Origin of the sequence: Marinobacter sp. (genome assembly GCF_044799475.1) — a bacterium.
In the GTDB taxonomy this organism is placed as follows: Bacteria; Pseudomonadota; Gammaproteobacteria; order Pseudomonadales; family Oleiphilaceae; genus Marinobacter.
Genome location: NZ_CP085217.1, coordinates 3,226,520 through 3,245,396, shown reverse-complemented (window position 1 = coordinate 3,245,396; position 18,877 = coordinate 3,226,520). Strand labels below are relative to the sequence as shown.

Genomic DNA, 18,877 nt, shown 5'->3' with positions numbered 1-18,877 from the left:
TGAAATGAAGTTAAAGTAACTCTGCCAGCCAATCAAGCTGTTTTGGGGTCAGGTCTGTCATTAAATGTAAAGATGTTTGAAAGCTAGACTGCATAGTTTCAGCTGTTTATCAGATTGCTCTGTTAAAAAACTGAAAAATAAGGACCTGCGGGGCAGATCCTGCCAGATTCTGTGGCCGGACTGACTGAAGGTTCAGCCAGGCAGCGAAGAAACAAATTGACAAACGGCCCGTTTTTTTTCATCGTGTGCCACTCTCGATTCAAACGACTGTATGAATTTTTGGATCGGACGATCGGGCAGTGACCGAAATTTCGCTGCGAAAACGGCCCCATTGACCCTCAATCGGGCCGCAAGCAGTTTCCAACACAGACTGGAGATCAGTTGATGATTTACGAAGGTAAAGCCATCACGGTTAAAAAGATCGAAGGCGGAATCGCTCAGCTGAACTTCGACTTGCAGGGCGAGTCAGTTAACAAGTTCAATCGCCTCACCATCGAAGAGCTAGGCGCCGCAACCGATAAACTGAAGGCCGAAAAAGGCATCAAGGGACTGGTGGTTACCAGTTCCAAGGACAGCTTTATCGTAGGCGCTGATATCAGCGAGTTTACCGAGTTGTTTGCCGGTTCCGAAGAAGACCTCGTTGCCAACAACCTCAAGGCGAACGCAGTATTCAATGCTGTTGAGGACCTCCCGTTCCCCACAGTCACGGCCATCAATGGCATCGCCCTGGGTGGCGGTTTCGAAATGTGCCTCGCGACTGACTACCGTGTCATGGCTCCAAAGGCGAAAGTAGGTCTGCCGGAAGTCAAGCTGGGGATTTTTCCGGGCTTTGGCGGTACGGTACGTCTTTCCAGGCTGGTAGGTGTTGACTACGCGGTTGAGTGGATCAGCGGTGGTACTGAAAACCGTGCCAATGATGCTCTGAAAGTGGGTGCTGTGGATGCCGTGGTGGAAGATGGCAAACTGGTCGAAGCTGCGATCAGCATTATCAACCAGTGCAACGATGGCAAGTTTGACTATCAGGCCCGGCGTGAAGAGAAAAAGGGCAAGATCAAACTGAACGCCATGGAAAGCATGATGGCGTTTGAGATCTCCAAGGCTTTTGTTGCTGGCAAGGCCGGGAAAAACTACCCGTCACCGGTCGAGGCCATCAAGGTCATGCAGAAGCATGCCGGCATGACCCGGGACAAGGCAATTGAGGTTGAAGCCAAAGGCTTTGCCAAAATGGCCAAGACCAACACGGCCGCGTGCCTGGTTGGCCTGTTCCTGAATGATCAGGAGCTGAAAAAGAAAGCAAAGGAATGGGAAAAGGAAGCCAATGATGTGAAGCTGGCGGCCGTGCTTGGCGCTGGCATCATGGGTGGGGGCGTTGCTTTTCAGTCTGCGCTCAAGGGCACTCCGATTCTGATGAAGGACATCAACCAGGACGGCATCGCCCTGGGCCTGAAGGAAGCCAAGAAGCTTCTGGCAAAGCGCGTTGAAAAGGGGAAGATGAAGCCTGACCAGATGGCGGACGTCCTCAACAGCATCACGCCCACCCTGAACTATGGTGACTTCAAAAACGTCGATCTGGTGGTCGAGGCCGTTGTTGAGAACCCGAAGGTGAAAGATGCGGTTCTGCGGGAGACCGAAGATGCCGTTCGTGATGACACCATCCTGACCTCCAATACGTCGACCATTTCCATTGATCTGCTGGCCAAAAACCTCAAGCGTCCGGAAAACTTCTGCGGCATGCATTTCTTCAACCCGGTACACATGATGCCGCTGGTTGAGGTCATTCGGGGCGAAAAGACCAGTGATCGGGCAATTGCAACCACCGTTGCCTACGCCAAGGCCATGGGCAAAACCCCGATTGTAGTCAATGACTGCCCGGGTTTCCTGGTCAACCGGGTGCTGTTTCCCTACTTCGGCGGCTTCGTAAATCTGGTGCGTGATGGCGCTGATTTCCAGCACGTCGACCGGGTTATGGAAAAGTTTGGCTGGCCCATGGGTCCCGCCTACCTGCTTGACGTGGTGGGCATGGACACTGGCAAGCATGCTGGTGAAGTTATGGCCGAGGGCTTCCCCGACAGGATGAAGCATGAGGGAACCACAGCGATTGACGTGATGTATGAAAACAAGCGCTATGGTCAGAAGAGCGATAAAGGCTTCTACAAGTACGAACTGGATCGCAAGGGCAAGCAGAAAAAAGTGGTCGATGAAGAGACCTACAAGCTGCTTGAGCCTGTAGTGCAGGGCAAAAATGACTTCAGCGATGAAGACATCATCGCCCGGATGATGCTGCCGCTCTGCCTGGAAACCGTTCGCTGTCTGGAAGACAGGATTGTCGAGGCGCCGGCAGACGCTGACATGGGTCTCATCTATGGCATCGGCTTCCCGCCCTTCCGTGGTGGTGCCCTGCGCTATATCGATGATATGGGCGTCGACAAGTTCGTTGAACTGGCAGACAAGTTTGCAGATCTCGGTCCTCTTTACCATCCGACCGAGAAGCTGCGTGAAATGGCCAGGACTGGCAAAAAGTTCTTTGGCTAACCCTGAACGAGATTTCCGAACGGAGAAAGATCTATGAGCCTTAATCCGAGAGACGTTGTCGTCGTCGATTGCGTGCGGACTCCGATGGGTCGTGCCAAAAATGGTTGCTTCCGTAACGTACGTGCGGAAAACCTCTCAGCAGCGCTGATCGAAGCACTGTTTGAGCGCAACCCTAAGCTCGACCCGAAAGAAGTTGAAGATGTCATCTGGGGCTGTGTAAACCAGACCAAAGAGCAGGGCTTCAACGTGGCGCGTCAGATTTCACTGCTGACCCGTCTGCCCCACGAATCTGCGGCCCAGACCGTAAACCGCCTGTGTGGCTCCGCCATGTCGGCGATTCATACGGCATCCCAGGCCATCATGACCGGCAATGGTGATGTTTTCGTCGTTGGTGGTGTGGAGCATATGGGGCACGTTCCCATGACTGAAGGGTTTGACCACAACCCGGCGGCCTCCAAGTATTCCGCCAAGGCGTCCAATATGATGGGCCTGACCGCGGAAATGCTGGCCAAGATGCATGGCATCAACCGTCAGCAGCAGGACGAGTTTGGCGCCCGTTCCCATCGCCTGGCCCACGAAGCCACGGTGGAAGGACGCTTCAGTAACGAAATCGTGCCCATCGAGGGTCACGACCAGAATGGCTTCAAAGCGCTGATCGAGCATGATGAGACTATCCGTCCGGAAACCACCGTGGAATCTCTGGGCCAGCTGAAGCCGGCTTTTGATCCAAAAAACGGCACAGTTACTGCGGGAACTTCCTCGCAGCTGACCGATGGCGCCTCTGCCATGGTACTGATGTCCGCAGAGCGGGCGCAGGCGCTGGGGCTGAAGCCCATGGCAAAGGTTCGCAGCATGGCAGTTGCCGGCTGTGATCCCGCCATCATGGGTTACGGTCCTGTGCCGGCTACAAAGAAGGCGCTGAAGCGTGCTGGCCTCAAAGTCGAAGATATCGACTACTGGGAGCTGAACGAGGCCTTTGCCGGGCAGTCTCTGCCTGTCCTGAAGGATCTGAAGCTGCTGAACGTGATGGAAGAAAAGGTCAACCTGAACGGTGGCGCCATCGCCCTGGGGCATCCGCTGGGCTGCTCCGGTGCCCGGATCTCCACCACGCTTCTGAATGTGCTTCAGGCGAAGGGCGGAACACTTGGTGTATCAACCATGTGTATCGGCCTTGGCCAGGGCATTGCCACTGTGTGGGAGCGACTCTGATCACGGTCAGTCATCTGCTCTGAGAAAGCCCGGCGTTGCCGGGCTTTCTCGTTGTAGTTGCCGGTTTTTGGGAAATGCTGGGCAAAATAATGGGTTGTCTTGCTCATCTTGACCCTGTAAAACAGAGCTCCTGTATACTGCCGCCGCCTGGGGCTGATTCCGTTAACACGGTTTCCAGGGGCCTGTTTTCCAGTAAGTTTATTGTTTGTCGGCTTTTTTTGCCGCTCACCGCCAAGGATACAGATCTCCGATATGGGTAAAAGTCTCGTAATTGTCGAGTCACCAGCGAAAGCGAAAACTATCAACAAGTATCTGGGCCCCGATTTTATCGTTAAGTCCAGTGTTGGTCATATTCGCGATCTGCCGGTCAGCGGCAGTGGTTCCACCAGCGATCCGAAGGAAAGGGCACGCCAGGCAGCCCAGACGCGCAAAATGAAGCCGGAAGAGAAGGCTGAATACAAAAAGCGCAAATCCCGGGAGCAACTGGTTGCCCGCATGGGCGTGGATCCCGACCAGGACTGGAAGGCGCGCTACGAGATCCTGCCTGGCAAGGAAAAGGTCGTCAGCGAGCTAAAGCGTCTGGCGAAGTCCGCCGACCACATTTATCTTGCAACGGATCTTGATCGCGAAGGGGAGGCCATTGCATGGCACCTCCGGGAAACCATCGGTGGCGAGCCTGAAAAGTACCGGCGCGTGGTCTTCAACGAGATTACCAAGCGGGCCATTCAGGAGGCTTTCAAGGAGCCGGGGTCTCTGGACACCGATCGGGTGAATGCCCAGCAGGCCCGGCGCTTCCTCGACCGGGTCGTGGGCTATATGGTGTCGCCTCTTTTATGGGCGAAACTTGCCCGCGGTCTGTCCGCAGGTCGCGTGCAGTCGGTCGCTGTGCGGCTGATCGTGGAGAGAGAGAAGGAGATCCGGACTTTCGTCCCCGAGGAATTCTGGCAGTTGCATGCCGACCTGGGAGCAAAAGCCGCCACTCAACCGGTCCGATTTGAGGTTACCCGGCACGCCGACAAACCCTACCGGCCGGTCAGTGAAACTGAAAGCCGGGCACACGTTGAGCGTCTCAGGGCGTCTGACTTCAAGGTTGCCAAACGGGAAGACAAGCCCACCCGGTCGAAGCCTGGCGCACCCTTTATCACATCCACCCTGCAGCAGGCCGCCAGCAATCGAATGGGATTCAGCGTCAAGAAGACCATGATGCTGGCCCAGAGACTCTACGAAGCCGGTTACATCACCTACATGCGTACCGACTCCACCAACCTGAGTCAGGATGCGGTCATCGGTGCCAGGGACTTCATTGAGAAGCAGTTTGGCAAAAAGTATCTGCCTGACGCTCCCCGGGTGTACGGCAGCAAGGAAGGCGCCCAGGAGGCCCACGAGGCCATCCGTCCAACCGATGCGAGCCGCAGGCCAGCGGATATCAGCGGCCTGGAAAAAGATGCCGAGCGTCTGTATGACCTGATCTGGCGCCAGTTTCTTGCCTGCCAGATGGCGGATGCCGAGTTCCTGAGTACCTCCATCCTGGTGGCTGCTGGTGATTATGAACTTCGTACCCGCGGTCGCATTATCAAATTTGACGGCTTTCTAAAGGCAGCGCCTGCCTCCGCGAAAAAAGAGGACGACATAGCCCTGCCGGACATCAAGGTGGACGAAAAGCTGTCGCTGGAAAAACTGGACCCCACCCAGCACTTCACCAAGCCTTCTCCCAGGTACACCGAGGCGAGTCTTGTAAAGGAGCTGGAGAAGCAGGGCATTGGCCGGCCGTCCACTTATGCATCGATCATTTCCACGATTCAGGACCGGGGCTACGTCCGTCTGCAGAACCGTCGTTTCTACTCCGAGAAAATGGGAGATATAGTCACTGACCGGTTGTCAGAGTCCTTCTCCAACTTAATGGATTATGATTTTACTGCCCGTCTTGAAGAAGAGCTGGATGAGATAGCGTCGGGCGAGATGGACTGGAAGAAGGTTCTCAACGGCTTTTACCAACGCTTCAGCAAACAGCTGGAGAAGGCGAGCCAGCCTGACGATGGCGGAATGCGGGGTAATACCCCTACCGAAACTGATATTCCGTGCCCCACCTGCGAACGTCCCATGCAGATCCGGGTCGCCAGTACCGGTGTCTTCCTTGGCTGTTCGGGCTACTCCTTGCCGCCCAAGGAGCGCTGCAAGACCACCATCAACCTTGTTTCCGGTGATGAGGTTGTGAGTGCCGAAGATGACGTGGAAGGTGAGGGCGAGAGCCTGCTCCTGCGGAAAAAGCGTCGCTGCCCGAAGTGTGGGACGGCAATGGACAGTTATCTGGTAGATGAAACCCGCAAGCTTCACGTGTGCGGCAACAACCCGGACTGTTCGGGCCACGAAGTGGAAAAGGGTACGTTCCGCATCAAAGGTTATGATGGCCCAACACTGGAATGCGACAAATGCGGTTCGGAGATGCAGCTCAAGACCGGCCGGTTCGGCAAGTACTTTGGCTGCACCAACCCGGAATGCAAAAACACTCGCAAGCTCCTCAAAAGTGGTGAGCCGGCTCCGCCCAAGATGGACCCTGTACCCATGCCGGAGCTCCAGTGCGAGAAGGTGGACGACATCTATGTATTGCGCGATGGTGCCTCGGGGCTGTTTCTGGCTGCGAGCAAATTCCCCAAAAACCGGGAAACCAGAGCGCCCCTGGTCAGGGAGCTCAAGCCCCACAGGGAGGAAATCGATCCCAAGTATGACTTCCTGATGAAAGCGCCGGAAAAAGACCCGGAGGGCAACCCCGCCGTCGTGCGTTACAGCCGCAAGACGAAAGAGCAGTATGTCATGTCGGAGAAGGAGGGCAAAGCGACTGGCTGGTCTGCATGGTATGTCAACGGAAAATGGCAGACCAAAGAAAAGTAATGCCCGGTTTCGGGGTCAGATCGGGGGTCAGATCATGCCTGATCTGACCCCTCCCTCCCGGCGCTGAAATCAGCCCCGACCTGGCTTCTGCCTGAGGCGTTCAAGCAGCGAAGACGTATCCCAGCGGCCGCCGCCCATGGCCTGCACATCTCCGTAGAACTGATCCACCAGTGCCGTGACTGGTAACCTTGCGCCCGACCGGCGGGCCTCATTAAGGCAGATATCCAGGTCTTTGCGCATCCAGTTGACAGCAAAGCCGTGGTTGTACTCGCCGGCAAGCATGGTCGTGCCCCGGTTCTCCATCTGCCAGGACTGCGCTGCCCCCTTGGAGATAACATCAAGCACGGCAGTTACATCCAGACCGGATTTTTCTGCAAAATGTACAGCCTCGGATAATCCCTGGAGTAGCCCCGCGATCGCGATCTGATTGGCCATCTTGGTCCTTTGGCCGGCACCGCTGGGGCCCATCAGGCTTACCGCCCGCGCGTAATGATCCATGAGAGGCTTTACTGCGTCGAACGCAGACTGATCACCCCCGCACATGATGGTGAGCTTGCCATTTTCAGCCCCCTGCTGGCCTCCGGATACGGGGGCGTCAATAAACGCGAGACCCAGCTCCCGGGCACCCTCAGCCAGTTCCTCGGCAACGCTGGCAGATGCTGTTGTGTGGTCGACAAGGATGGCACCATCGCGGGCGTTGGCGAGAATTCCCTCAGGGCCCTGATAGATCTCCCTGAGATCCGGATCTGCGCCTACGCAGGTCAGGACGACATCGACGTCTTTCGCCGCCTCGGCAATGCTGGTTACAGCCTCACCTCCATGACGCTCAGTCCAGCTTACCGCCCGTCCTGGCGTGCGATTATAGACTTTCACCCTGCAGCCGGCTGATGCCAGATGACCCGCCATGGGTGAGCCCATGACGCCAAGGCCGATAAATGCAACAGACTGATTCATTCAAATAACTCCTCGGAAGTGTGTCGTTATAATTACAGGAACCGGGGCAACAAAAAAAGGCCACTGTTTCCAGTGGCCTTATCATGGTGCCTTGCATTACGAGTCCGGAGTCAGCCGGCTCAGTCCTTCTTTGGCAGATCGCGGGCTGTGGGGCCGGTATAGAGCTGGCGCGGCCGGCCTATCCGGTAGTCGCCGCTGACCATCTCATTCCAGTGAGAGAACCAGCCGATAGTCCGCGAGAGCGCAAAAATGACAGTAAACATGGATGTTGGAATACCCATCGCCTTGAGAATGATTCCGGAGTAGAAATCGACATTCGGATAGAGTTTGCGCTCAACAAAATAGTCGTCTTCCAGCGCAATCTGTTCCAGGCGCTTGGCAATCCTCAGTAGCGGGTCATCGCCGAGACCAAGCTCATCGAGCACTTCCTGACAGGTCTGCCGCATCACTTTGGCCCGTGGATCGAAGTTCTTGTAGACCCGGTGACCGAAGCCCATCAGACGGAAAGGATCGTTCTTGTCCTTTGCTTTTGCGATGAACTTTTCGATGTTTTCCTCATCGCCAATTTCCGCCAGCATGTCGAGTACGGCTTCATTGGCGCCGCCGTGGGCTGGTCCCCAGAGTGCAGCGATACCGGAAGCAATGCAGGCAAATGGATTGGCGCCGCTTGAGCCGGCCAGCCGCACGGTGGAGGTGGAGGCATTCTGCTCATGATCCGCGTGCAGAATGAAAATACGGTCCATTGCTTTCGCCAGCACCGGGTTGGGCTTGTATTCCTCGCAGGGTGTGCCGAACATCATGTACAGAAAGTTCTCCGCGTATGACAGATCATTGCGCGGGTACATGAAAGGCTGACCGTTGGCATACTTGTAGCACCAGGCGGCGATGGTGGGCATTTTCGCAATCAGGCGGTGAGCCGTGATTTCACGCTGCTCAACGCTGGTGACGTCCATCTGATCGTGATAGAAGGCGGAAAGAGCCCCAACCACGCCGCACATGATGGCCATGGGATGCGCGTCACGGCGGAAGCCGTGAAAGAAATTGCGCATCTGATCATGGATCATTGTGTGGTTTTTGACGGTATCGTGAAATTTCCGGTTTTCTTCCGGAGTGGGCAATTCACCGTGAAGAAGGAGGTAGCAGACTTCCAGATAGTCGGACTGTTCTGCCAGTTGCTCTATCGGGTAGCCCCTGTGCAGGAGAACGCCTTTGGCGCCGTCAATGAAGGTGATCTTCGACTCGCAGGCAGCTGTTGACATGAATCCGGGGTCATAGGTAAACACCCCTTCCTGTACCAGGCTGCGGACATCAATGACGTCCGGGCCAGCCGTACCTGAATAGACCGGTAGCTCGATTGACTTGTCACCCACCGAAAGCGTGGCTTTCCTGTCGGTCATGGTGCTCTCCTATTTTTCAGCATTTTTAGGCACGGGAAGGCCCGTATTATTGCACAGGTTATCCGCGCTCCGTCACTCCGGCCGGATCCGGCTTAACCGGTACTGGTGGCGAAATTCATCCGTTAGTCATAACTTTCAACGGGATAGCGGACCTGATTCAGTCCCCATCGAGGCCTGCGGAGAAGTGGAAATTGCCACGGTTCTCACAAAAGCTGGCGGCAAAATATAGGGAGTTGGCTTTTTTTGTCAATGGAACAGGACAAGAAAGATGTTTTCCCGTCCGCAAACTGGAGGGTGCCGGGTTTCCGGATCGGTTGACAGGAACAGTCATTTCCAATAGAACCTGCCAGACACTAAATGCCCTGTTACTCCGGGTTTTTGGCGGATTGCAGGTTTGTAATTCAGCCGGCCACTCCTTATAATCCCTAGCCCGTAAACGGGAACATTTCTAGCAGGACCGCCTGAAGTGGCGCCAGTGTCGGCGTTATCCCTCCTGAAGTCTGAAGTCGATCCGGTCTCGTATAATGCCGTGGCCATCGTAAAGCTCTGAAGTCGAAAGGTCTGCAGTCTGGGCTGAGCCCGCGGGTTCATCGCAGTAGCTGGAACCAGGTCCACCAAAGGACCATACATACCAACCTTTCCGTACTCGGCCTGCCCGATCTGCGGAACAAAAAAAGAGTGTGAGAGCGCTGTGAATAGCAAACGACCAGTAAATCTCGATCTCAGCAAGTTTCATTTTCCGCTGCCTGCAATTGTGTCCATTCTGCACAGGGTAAGCGGTGTCATCCTTTTTGTTGGCATCGCGTTTCTGCTGTACGGGCTGGATCTCTCCCTTGACGGGGAAGCTGGCTTCAACCGGATTGATGAACTGCTGAACAGCTTTCTCGCAAAGCTGATCATCTGGGGCACCCTGGCTGCCCTGGCATTTCACTTCGTCGCCGGTATCAGGCACCTGCTCATGGACATGGGTATTGGTGAAACCCTGGCGGGAGGGCGATTGTCATCAAAGCTGACGATTGGCATCTCCATTCTTCTAATTATTCTGGCAGGAGTCTGGGTATGGTTCGCAGCGTAACAAATCTGGGCCGTAGCGGCGTTTATGACTGGATGATGCAGCGGGTGTCGGCTTATGTGCTGGCCCTCTACACTGTATTTCTCGTCGGTTTCATGGTGTTCACGGACATTACATACGAGTCCTGGATGGCCATGTTCAGTCAGACCTGGTTCCGGATTTTCAGCCTGATGGCCCTGGTGTCACTGGGTGCGCATTCCTGGGTTGGCCTCTGGACCATTACCACCGACTACATCAAGGCGACAGCGCCGCGATTTCTGGTCCAGGCGGGGTGCGGGACGGTTATGTTCGTCTATTTCGTCTGGGGTGTTCAGATTCTCTGGGGGCATTAATACATGGCTAAGATCAAGACCATTACTTACGATGCAATTGTCATCGGTGGCGGCGGCGCTGGCATGCGTGCTGCGCTTCAGCTTACCGAGTCCGGCGTCAACACGGCCTGTATCACAAAAGTATTTCCCACCCGGTCACACACTGTATCAGCCCAGGGCGGAATCACCTGTGCAATTGCCAGCGCTGATCCCAACGATGACTGGCGCTGGCACATGTATGACACGGTCAAGGGCTCTGATTACATCGGTGATCAGGACGCCATAGAGTACATGTGTTCCGTGGGTCCCCAGGCGGTATTTGAGCTGGAACATATGGGCCTGCCGTTCTCCCGGACAGAACAGGGACGCATCTATCAGCGGCCCTTTGGTGGCCAGTCCAAGGATTATGGCAAGGGCGGCCAGGCAGCGCGGACCTGCGCTGCTGCTGACCGTACCGGTCATGCGCTGCTCCATACCCTCTACCAGGCCAACCTCAAGGGCGGCACTACCTTTCTGAACGAATGGTATGCGGTGGATCTGGTCAAAAATGGTGACAACCAGGTCGTTGGCGTTGTGGCAATTGAAATCGAAACCGGCGAAGTAGTGCACGTGCGAGCCAAGGCAACGGTTCTGGCCACCGGCGGTGCAGGGCGCATATATGCCTCCACCACCAATGCGCTGATCAATACCGGTGACGGCATTGGCATGGCATTGCGCGCCGGCTATCCGGTGCAGGACATGGAAATGTGGCAGTTCCACCCAACCGGTATTTATGGCGCCGGGACCCTGGTGACCGAAGGCTGTCGGGGTGAGGGTGGCTATCTGATCAACTCCGAGGGTGAGCGCTTCATGGAGCGGTATGCTCCGAACGCCAAAGATCTCGCCGGACGTGACGTGGTTGCCCGCTCCATGGTTATCGAGATCCTCGAGGGTCGCGGCTGCGGTCCCGAAAAGGATCACGTACTCCTGAAGCTGGACCATCTCGGTGAAGAGACTCTGAATCTGCGTCTGCCGGGCATATGTGAGCTGTCGAAGACCTTCGCTCATGTTGATCCGGTCAAGGATCCTGTTCCTGTGGTGCCGACCTGCCACTACATGATGGGTGGTATACCCACGACGGTAGGGGGCCAGGCCCTGACTCAGGACAAGGACGGCAAGGACCAGGTCATTGAGGGCCTGTTCGCCTGTGGCGAGGCTGCCTGTGTCTCTGTTCACGGCGCCAACCGTCTTGGCGGTAATTCCCTGCTGGATCTTGTTGTTTTCGGTCGTGCTGCAGGCCTTCACATTGAAGAGCGTCTGAGCGCCGGCTACGAGGTCAGCGAGGCGACCGAGGAAGACATCAAGCGTGCCATGGCCCGCCTTGAGCGGCTGGACAACGCCCGCGAAGGTGAAAGTGTGGCTGAGGTCCGCAAGGATCTCCAGAACTGCATGCAACTCTATTTCGGCGTTTTCCGTGACGGCGACAGCATGGCCGAAGGCCTGAAGAAACTGGACGCTCTGGGTGAGCGTGTCCGCAACGTAAAGCTGGGGGATACGAGCAAGGCGTTCAACACTGCCCGCATCGAAGCGCTGGAGCTGGATAACCTGTATGAGGTGGCTTACGCGACTGCGTACTCTGCCATGGAGCGTCGCGAAAGCCGTGGCGCCCATGCGCGCAACGATTTTACCGAGCGTGACGATGAAAACTGGCTGAAGCACTCAGTGTACTTCCCTCTGGAGAAGCGCCTGGGCAAACGTGATGTCAACTTCGCACCGAAAACGGTAGACACATTCCAGCCCATGGCTCGGACTTACTGAGGGACGAAGAGATGCTCGTAAGCGTATATCGTTATAATCCGGAAACAGATAATGCGCCCTACATGCAGGATATTGACCTTGATATCCCCAAGGGCAAGGATCTCATGGTTCTTGATATCCTGGCGCTGCTGAAAGAAAAAGACCCGACTCTTGCCTACCGTCGTTCCTGCCGCGAGGGGGTCTGTGGCTCTGACGGCATGAACATGAATGGCAAAAACGGACTGGCATGTATTACACCCATGTCCGAGGTAGTAAAAAAAGACAAGCTCGTTATCCGTCCTCTACCGGGGCTGCCGGTTATCCGGGATCTGGTTGTGGACATGAATATCTTCTACGAGCAGTACGAGAGAATTTCGCCTTATCTGATTAACGATAATCCGCCTCCTGCCATTGAGCGCTTGCAGACCCCCGAGGACCGGGAAAAGCTGGACGGACTGTACGAGTGCATTCTGTGCGCGTGCTGTTCAACGGCCTGCCCCTCCTTCTGGTGGAACCCTAACAGTTTCGTGGGGCCAGCCGGGCTGCTCCAGGCCTATCGTTTTCTTGCTGACAGCCGGGATACGGCGCAGGAGGAGCGGCTGTCGGACCTGGATGATCCGTTCAGCGTCTTCCGCTGCCGGGGGATCATGAACTGTGTAGCTGTCTGTCCAAAGGGCCTGAACCCCACAAAGGCAATCGGCCATATCCGCGACCTTCTGCTGCAGCGGGCCACCTGAGGGCAGAAATGGCAGGATCCGCTATACTGTGCGGAAATGCCAGGTTCCTCCCGTAAAGCCTGCCACGAGGCAGGCTTTACACCAATGGCGTATAGCCATTGGCTGTACCGGAGAGCAAACTACGGAAGCCGTGAGGCGGGCTCACAAAGCCCGGTCACGGCTTTGCTGAGTAAAAACCACTAGGGAACGGAAAACATCCGTGTTAGCTGTGGTGGCATCAGTCGATCCCGTAAAATCCCGTATTGACTGTGAAATATCTCTGGCCGACCATAGTTAGCTCCCCGCACCAGCCCAAGGTGAGCTATTCAAAATGCATGAAAGCGTAATGCAGCAGTTGTGGCAGACCTCCCATCTTCAGGGGGGGAATCTGGCCTATATCGAGCAGCTTTTCGAAACCTACCTGACTGATCCCAATGCGATTCCCGAAGAATGGCGGAATTACTTTGACCGATTGCCCAGTCTTGAAGGGCGTCATGGCAAGGATGTTTCCCATTCCGCCATCAGGGAGCAGTTCGAGCACATTTCCCGGAATCAGCGTTTCGCCGCTGCCGGCGTCCCTGCAACTGCAACCTCCGATGCTGACAGGAAACAGATCCGTGTTCTGCAGTTGATCAACGCTTTTCGTTTCCGTGGCCATCAGGAAGCAAAACTGGACCCTCTGGGGGTCTGGGAGCGGCCTCCCGTAGAAGACCTCGAGTTGTCCTTTCACGAGCTTTCCGAGGCTGACCGGGACCTGGAATTCCAGACAGGTTCGCTGAGTTTCGGCGCTGAAACAATGAAGCTTGGCGATATATACGACGGCTTGCGCCAGACCTACTGTGGTAGTGTCGGAGCAGAGTACATGCACGTCGTAGACACGCGGATCAAACGCTGGTTTCAGCAGCGCATGGAGCCGGTCCGGTCACGCCCCAGGCTTGAACCCAAAACCCGGAAGCACCTTCTGGAGCGCCTGACTGCAGCGGAGGGCCTGGAAAAGTACCTTGGGTCCCGTTATCCCGGGGTCAAGCGTTTTGGTCTTGAGGGTGGTGAGAGCCTGATTCCGTGCCTGGATGAAGTGATTCAGCGGGCAGGCAGCTACGGCGCGAAGGAGATTGTGCTGGGAATGGCCCACCGGGGACGTCTCAATGTCCTCGTGAATACGCTGGGCAAGAATCCCAAAGAGCTGTTCGACGAATTTGAAGGCAAGAAGCTGGCTGACTCCGGCTCGGGCGATGTCAAGTATCATCAGGGGTTCTCGTCAAATGTCATGACCGACGGCGGCGAGGTGCATCTGGCACTGTCCTTCAATCCATCGCATCTGGAGATAGTATCACCGGTCGTTGTGGGTTCCGTCCGCGCCCGCCAGACCCGCCGTGAAGACCCGGATGGCTCCCAGGTCGTGCCGATCATAATGCATGGCGACGCATCCTTTGCCGGCCAGGGCGTGGTGATGGAAACCTTCCAGATGTCCCAGACCCGCGCCTTCAGGGTAGGGGGCACGGTACACATCGTGATCAACAACCAGGTGGGCTTCACCACCAGTCGTCAGGAAGATGCCCGCTCAACAGAATACTGCACGGATGTGGCGAAGATGGTTCAGGCGCCAATTCTGCACGTCAACGCAGATGACCCGGAAGCGGTCATGTTCGTTACCCAGATGGCCATGGACTACCGCCACGAGTTCAAGCGTGATGTGGTCATTGATCTGGTCTGCTACCGCCGTCGCGGCCATAACGAAGCCGACGAGCCGGCAGCCACCCAGCCGATCATGTACGAAAAGATCCGGAAGCTTAAAACTACCCGCGAGCTTTATGCCAACCAACTCATCGAAGCGGACCTGATAAGCTCGGAAGAAGCTGACCGGATGGCTCTGGATTACCGCGATGAACTCGACAAGGGTGACCATGTAGTAAAAGCGCTGGTCAAGGAGCCAAACAAGGAGCTGTATGTTAACTGGCAGCCCTATCTTGGCCATGAATGGACGGCCAAGTGCAAAAGCAGCGTGGCCCTCAGGACCATCCAGCGTCTCGGAAAGAAAATGGGCGAGCTGCCGGAAGGGTTTGCGGTCCAGCGCCAGGTGGCAAAGATAGTCGATGACCGCAAAAAGATGAATGCGGGCGCAATGCCGATCAACTGGGGGTATGGGGAAGTGATGGCCTATGCAACCCTGCTCAACGAAGGCCACCCGATACGTCTCACCGGACAGGACGTCGGTCGCGGCACCTTTTCCCACAGGCACGCCGTGCTGCATAACCAGAAAAACGGCGATATCCATGTACCGCTCCAGAACCTTTCAGACAAGCAGCCGCTCTTTGAGATTTACGACACTCTTCTGTCTGAGGAAGCCGTGCTGGCATTCGAGTACGGCTATGCGGCTACGGCGCCAAAATCCCTGATTATATGGGAGGCTCAGTTTGGCGACTTCGCCAACGGTGCGCAGGTGGTTATCGATCAGTTTCTGACCAGCGGCGAGCATAAATGGGGCCGGCTCTGTGGCCTTACCCTGCTGCTCCCCCACGGTTATGAAGGTCAGGGTCCGGAGCACAGCTCGGCCAGGCTCGAGCGATTCCTTCAGCTTTGTGCCGAACACAATATCCAGGTGTGTGTTCCAACGACACCTTCCCAGACGTTCCACATGCTGCGCCGTCAGGTGAAGCGTCCGCTCCGCAAGCCCCTGGTGGCGATAACGCCCAAGAGCCTGCTGCGTCACAAGGAAGCCACCTCGGACCTGAATGACCTGACTGAAGGAACCTTTCAGACGGTGCTGCCGGAAAAGGAGCCGTCGGATCCCAAAAATGTTGAGCGGCTGATCATGTGCAGCGGAAAGGTGTATTTCGACCTGCTTGAAAAGAAGAAATCGCAGGAGCGCCATGACGTGGTGATTCTCCGGATTGAGCAGCTGTACCCCTTCCCGAGTGACGACCTGGATGAAATTCTCAGCCGGTACCCCGGACTGAAGAAGGCGGTCTGGTGTCAGGAAGAACCGATGAATCAGGGTGCCTGGTATAGCAGTCAACACCATATGCGCAATGCGCTGCACCGCCTGAACCCAAAGCTCTATCTCGATTACGCTGGTCGGGATGCTTCGGCGGCCCCGGCCGCCGGGCACCTGTCGGTGCACATTGAAGAACAGAAGAAACTGGTTGACGCCGCGTTTGAAATCTGACGAGCCACCGAACTTAAGGATCAGAGATGTCTACAGATATAAAAGCACCCGTTTTTCCCGAGTCGGTCGCAGAAGGTACCGTTGCGACCTGGCACAAAAAGCCAGGCGAAGCCTGCAGTCGCGATGAGCTGATTGTTGATATCGAAACCGACAAGGTGGTTCTTGAGGTTGTCGCTCCGGCAGACGGCGTGATTGAAGAAATCCTCAAAGACGAAGGTGACACCGTCGAAAGTGGCGAAGTGGTCGGCCGTTTCAAGGCGGGTGCGTCGGGAGATGCATCTGCGGGCAGCAAGGAAGAAACCGGGAAGAAGGATGAGCCTGAGAAAAAGCAGGCCGAAGAGACCAGACAGCCTTCCGCGGAATCAGGCAAGTCCGGTGGAGAGCCCCTGCTCAGCCCGGCAGCCCGCAAACTGGCCGATGAAAACGATATTGACCCGGAAAAGGTCGAAGGAACCGGCAAAGACGGCCGTGTGACCAGGGAAGACGTGCAGTCGCATATCGACAGCGGCAAGGCAAAGAAGGCTGCAGAGCCTGTATCCGGGAAGAAGCCGGAGGGTGTGCCTGTTGCCGATGTGCCGACTGGAGAGCGCCCTGAAAAACGCGTTCCCATGAGCCGGCTGCGGGCCAGCATTGCCAAGCGTCTCGTCAATGCCCAGCAGAACGCTGCAATGTTGACGACATTCAATGAAGTCAACATGAAGCCATTGATGGATCTGCGCAAGCAGTACAAAGACGGTTTCGAGAAGCGTCACGGCATCAAGCTCGGCTTCATGTCGCTGTTCGTGAAGGCCTCCACTGAAGCCCTAAAGCGTTTCCCGGCGGTGAATGCCTCTATTGATGGCAACGACATGGTTTACCACGGTTATCAGGACATCGGCGTAGCGGTTTCCAGCGACCGTGGCCTGGTTGTCCCTGTCCTACGGGATACTGACGCTCTGGGCCTGGCAGATATCGAAAAGAAAATCGTCGAATATGGCACCAAGGCGAAAGACGGTAAACTGGGTATCGAGGAAATGACAGGCGGGACATTCACCATTTCCAACGGCGGTGTCTTTGGCTCTCTGATGTCGACGCCAATTCTCAACCCGCCCCAGACAGCAATTCTTGGCATGCACAAGATTCAGGAACGTCCCATGGCAGTGGATGGCCAAGTGGTTATACTGCCCATGATGTATCTGGCTCTGTCGTACGATCACCGGATGATCGACGGCAAGGAAGCAGTTCAGTTCCTGGTCGCTATCAAGGAAATGGTTGAAGACCCTGCAAGGATTCTGCTGGATGTCTGAATCTGCTACTTAACGAACCGGAAAACAGGATAAGTCATGTCTGACAAGTACGACGTTATCGTCATTGGAGCAGGACCTGGCGGCTATGTGGCTGCCATAAAAGCGGCTCAGCTTGGTCTGAAAACGGCCTGTGTGGAGTCCTGGACTTCGGAAGAGGATGGCAAGCAGGTGCTGGGTGGCACCTGTCTTAACGTGGGCTGTATCCCGTCCAAAGCCCTGCTTGAAATCTCCCACAAGTACGAAGAGGCAGGCCACGGTTTCGCCGATCAGGGCATTGAGGTGAAAGACCTCAAGGTCAACGTTGGCAAAATGATGGAGCGTAAGCTCAACATCGTAAAACAGCTCACAGGTGGCATCGCGGGGCTCTTCAAGTCCAACGGTGTCACAGCCCTCCACGGCCATGGCAGGTTATTGGCGAATCGTCAGGTGGAAGTCACCGACAGCAAGGGCAAGAAGAGCACCTACAGCGCTGACAACATCATCATTGCAACTGGCTCATCACCGGTCGAGATTCCGCCCGCGAGGCTGAAAGATGACCTGATCGTCAGCTCAACCGGTGCGCTTGAGTTCGATGAAGTGCCGAAGCGGGTTGGCGTCGTAGGGGCCGGTATCATCGGCCTCGAACTGGGAAGTGTATGGTCACGCCTGGGTTCAGAAGTAACCATGCTTGAAGCACTTGACAGTTTTCTTCCGGGTGTCGACCAGCAGATCGCGAAGGAATCCCTCAAGCACTTCAAAAAGCAGGGGCTGAATATCCAGCTCGGCACAAGAGTCACTGGAACCTCGATCGACAAGAAAGTCATTACGGTGCAGTACGAAGACTCAAAAGGAAAGCATGAGCTCAAGGTCGACAAGCTGATCGTTGCCGTGGGTCGTAGGCCCCATACCGAAAATCTTCTGGCTGAGGACTCGGGCGTCAAGCTTGATGAGCGCGGTTTCATCTTCGTTGACGAGCAGTGCAAGACCGAGGCGCCCGGTGTCTGGGCAGTGGGTGACGTGGTCCGGGGGCCGATGCTCGCCCACAAGGCCTCGGAAGAGGGTGTGATGGTGGCTGAACGCATAGCGGGGCACAAGCCGCAGGTCAATTACGATCTGATTCCGAATGTGATTTATACCCATCCGGAAGTAGCCTGGGTGGGTAAGTCCGAAGAGGAGCTCAAGTCTGCCAATGAAGCCTATGGCGGCGAAGCGTACAAGGTAGGGGTCTTCCCATTCGCGGCCAACGGCCGGGCCATGGCAGCGAATTCGGCCGTGGGGATGGTGAAGATCCTGGCAGACGAAAAGACAGACCGCATACTGGGTTTCCATGTTGTGGGACCACAGGCCTCTGAGATGGTCGCCCAGGGTGTCATTGCAATGGAGTTTGGTGCCAGTGCAGAAGATCTGGCGCTGACCTGCTTTGCACATCCCACGCTGTCTGAGTCTGTTCATGAGGCGGCGCTGGCCGTCAACGACGCGGCGATCCATATCGCTAACCGCCGTAAAAAGAAATAGCGGCGAACTGAAGTCAGGGGTGTCCGGTGGCACACCCCTGTGATTTTGACCGGTTTCCAGAAACGCGGAAGTAAC

At 56.0% G+C, this 18,877-nt stretch carries 12 protein-coding genes; 10 read left to right on the top strand and 2 right to left on the bottom strand.

Going from position 1 to position 18,877, the window contains the following annotated elements; translation table 11 throughout:
• Positions 1-384: 384 nt before the first annotated feature.
• The 3 genes from fadB to topA all read left to right on the top strand — a co-directional run bounded on the left by fadB (position 385) and on the right by topA (position 6,630).
• Positions 385-2,532, top strand: a complete 2,148-nt coding sequence (gene fadB, locus LG327_RS14940) for a fatty acid oxidation complex subunit alpha FadB (protein ID WP_404363079.1) — start codon at positions 385-387, stop codon at positions 2,530-2,532.
• Positions 2,533-2,565: 33 nt separating this feature from the next.
• Positions 2,566-3,741: an acetyl-CoA C-acyltransferase FadA gene (gene fadA / locus LG327_RS14935; protein ID WP_404363077.1), complete on the top strand. Its 1,176-nt coding sequence runs from the start codon at positions 2,566-2,568 to the stop codon at positions 3,739-3,741.
• A 252-nt stretch (positions 3,742-3,993) separates the two neighbouring features.
• Positions 3,994-6,630 carry a type I DNA topoisomerase gene (gene topA / locus LG327_RS14930; protein WP_404363075.1) on the top strand — a complete coding sequence of 879 codons (2,637 nt, stop codon included), beginning with the start codon at positions 3,994-3,996 and terminating at the stop codon, positions 6,628-6,630.
• A gap of 69 nt (positions 6,631-6,699) precedes the next feature.
• Here topA and LG327_RS14925 read toward each other — a convergent pair whose 3' ends face one another.
• Both LG327_RS14925 and gltA read right to left on the bottom strand, forming a co-directional pair.
• On the bottom strand, positions 6,700-7,584 hold the full coding sequence (locus LG327_RS14925) for an NAD(P)-dependent oxidoreductase (RefSeq protein ID WP_404363073.1): 885 nt from the start codon (positions 7,582-7,584) through the stop codon (positions 6,700-6,702).
• Positions 7,585-7,703: 119 nt separating this feature from the next.
• Positions 7,704-8,981, bottom strand: a complete 1,278-nt coding sequence (gene gltA / locus LG327_RS14920) for a citrate synthase (protein ID WP_404363071.1) — start codon at positions 8,979-8,981, stop codon at positions 7,704-7,706.
• A gap of 691 nt (positions 8,982-9,672) precedes the next feature.
• Here gltA and sdhC point away from each other — a divergent pair.
• From sdhC to lpdA, 7 genes are all read left to right on the top strand, one after another.
• Positions 9,673-10,056 (top strand): succinate dehydrogenase, cytochrome b556 subunit, encoded by a 384-nt coding sequence (gene sdhC, locus LG327_RS14915; protein ID WP_404363069.1) that lies wholly within the window; start codon positions 9,673-9,675, stop codon positions 10,054-10,056.
• On the top strand, positions 10,041-10,385 hold the full coding sequence (gene sdhD, locus LG327_RS14910) for a succinate dehydrogenase, hydrophobic membrane anchor protein (RefSeq protein ID WP_404363068.1): 345 nt from the start codon (positions 10,041-10,043) through the stop codon (positions 10,383-10,385). The genes sdhC and sdhD overlap by 16 nt, the downstream gene beginning before the upstream one ends.
• A gap of 3 nt (positions 10,386-10,388) precedes the next feature.
• Positions 10,389-12,161, top strand: coding sequence for a succinate dehydrogenase flavoprotein subunit (gene sdhA, locus LG327_RS14905; protein ID WP_404363066.1), 1,773 nt, complete (start codon positions 10,389-10,391; stop codon positions 12,159-12,161).
• 11 nt (positions 12,162-12,172) lie between these two features.
• Entirely contained in the window at positions 12,173-12,877 is a 705-nt protein-coding gene (locus LG327_RS14900; RefSeq protein WP_404363064.1) for a succinate dehydrogenase iron-sulfur subunit, read from the top strand.
• 310 nt (positions 12,878-13,187) lie between these two features.
• Entirely contained in the window at positions 13,188-16,022 is a 2,835-nt protein-coding gene (locus LG327_RS14895; RefSeq protein WP_404363063.1) for a 2-oxoglutarate dehydrogenase E1 component, read from the top strand.
• 26 nt (positions 16,023-16,048) lie between these two features.
• Positions 16,049-17,308, top strand: coding sequence for a 2-oxoglutarate dehydrogenase complex dihydrolipoyllysine-residue succinyltransferase (gene odhB, locus LG327_RS14890; RefSeq protein ID WP_404363061.1), 1,260 nt, complete (start codon positions 16,049-16,051; stop codon positions 17,306-17,308).
• A 36-nt stretch (positions 17,309-17,344) separates the two neighbouring features.
• Entirely contained in the window at positions 17,345-18,802 is a 1,458-nt protein-coding gene (lpdA, locus tag LG327_RS14885) for a dihydrolipoyl dehydrogenase (protein WP_404363059.1), read from the top strand.
• The last annotated feature ends 75 nt before the right edge of the window (positions 18,803-18,877 follow it).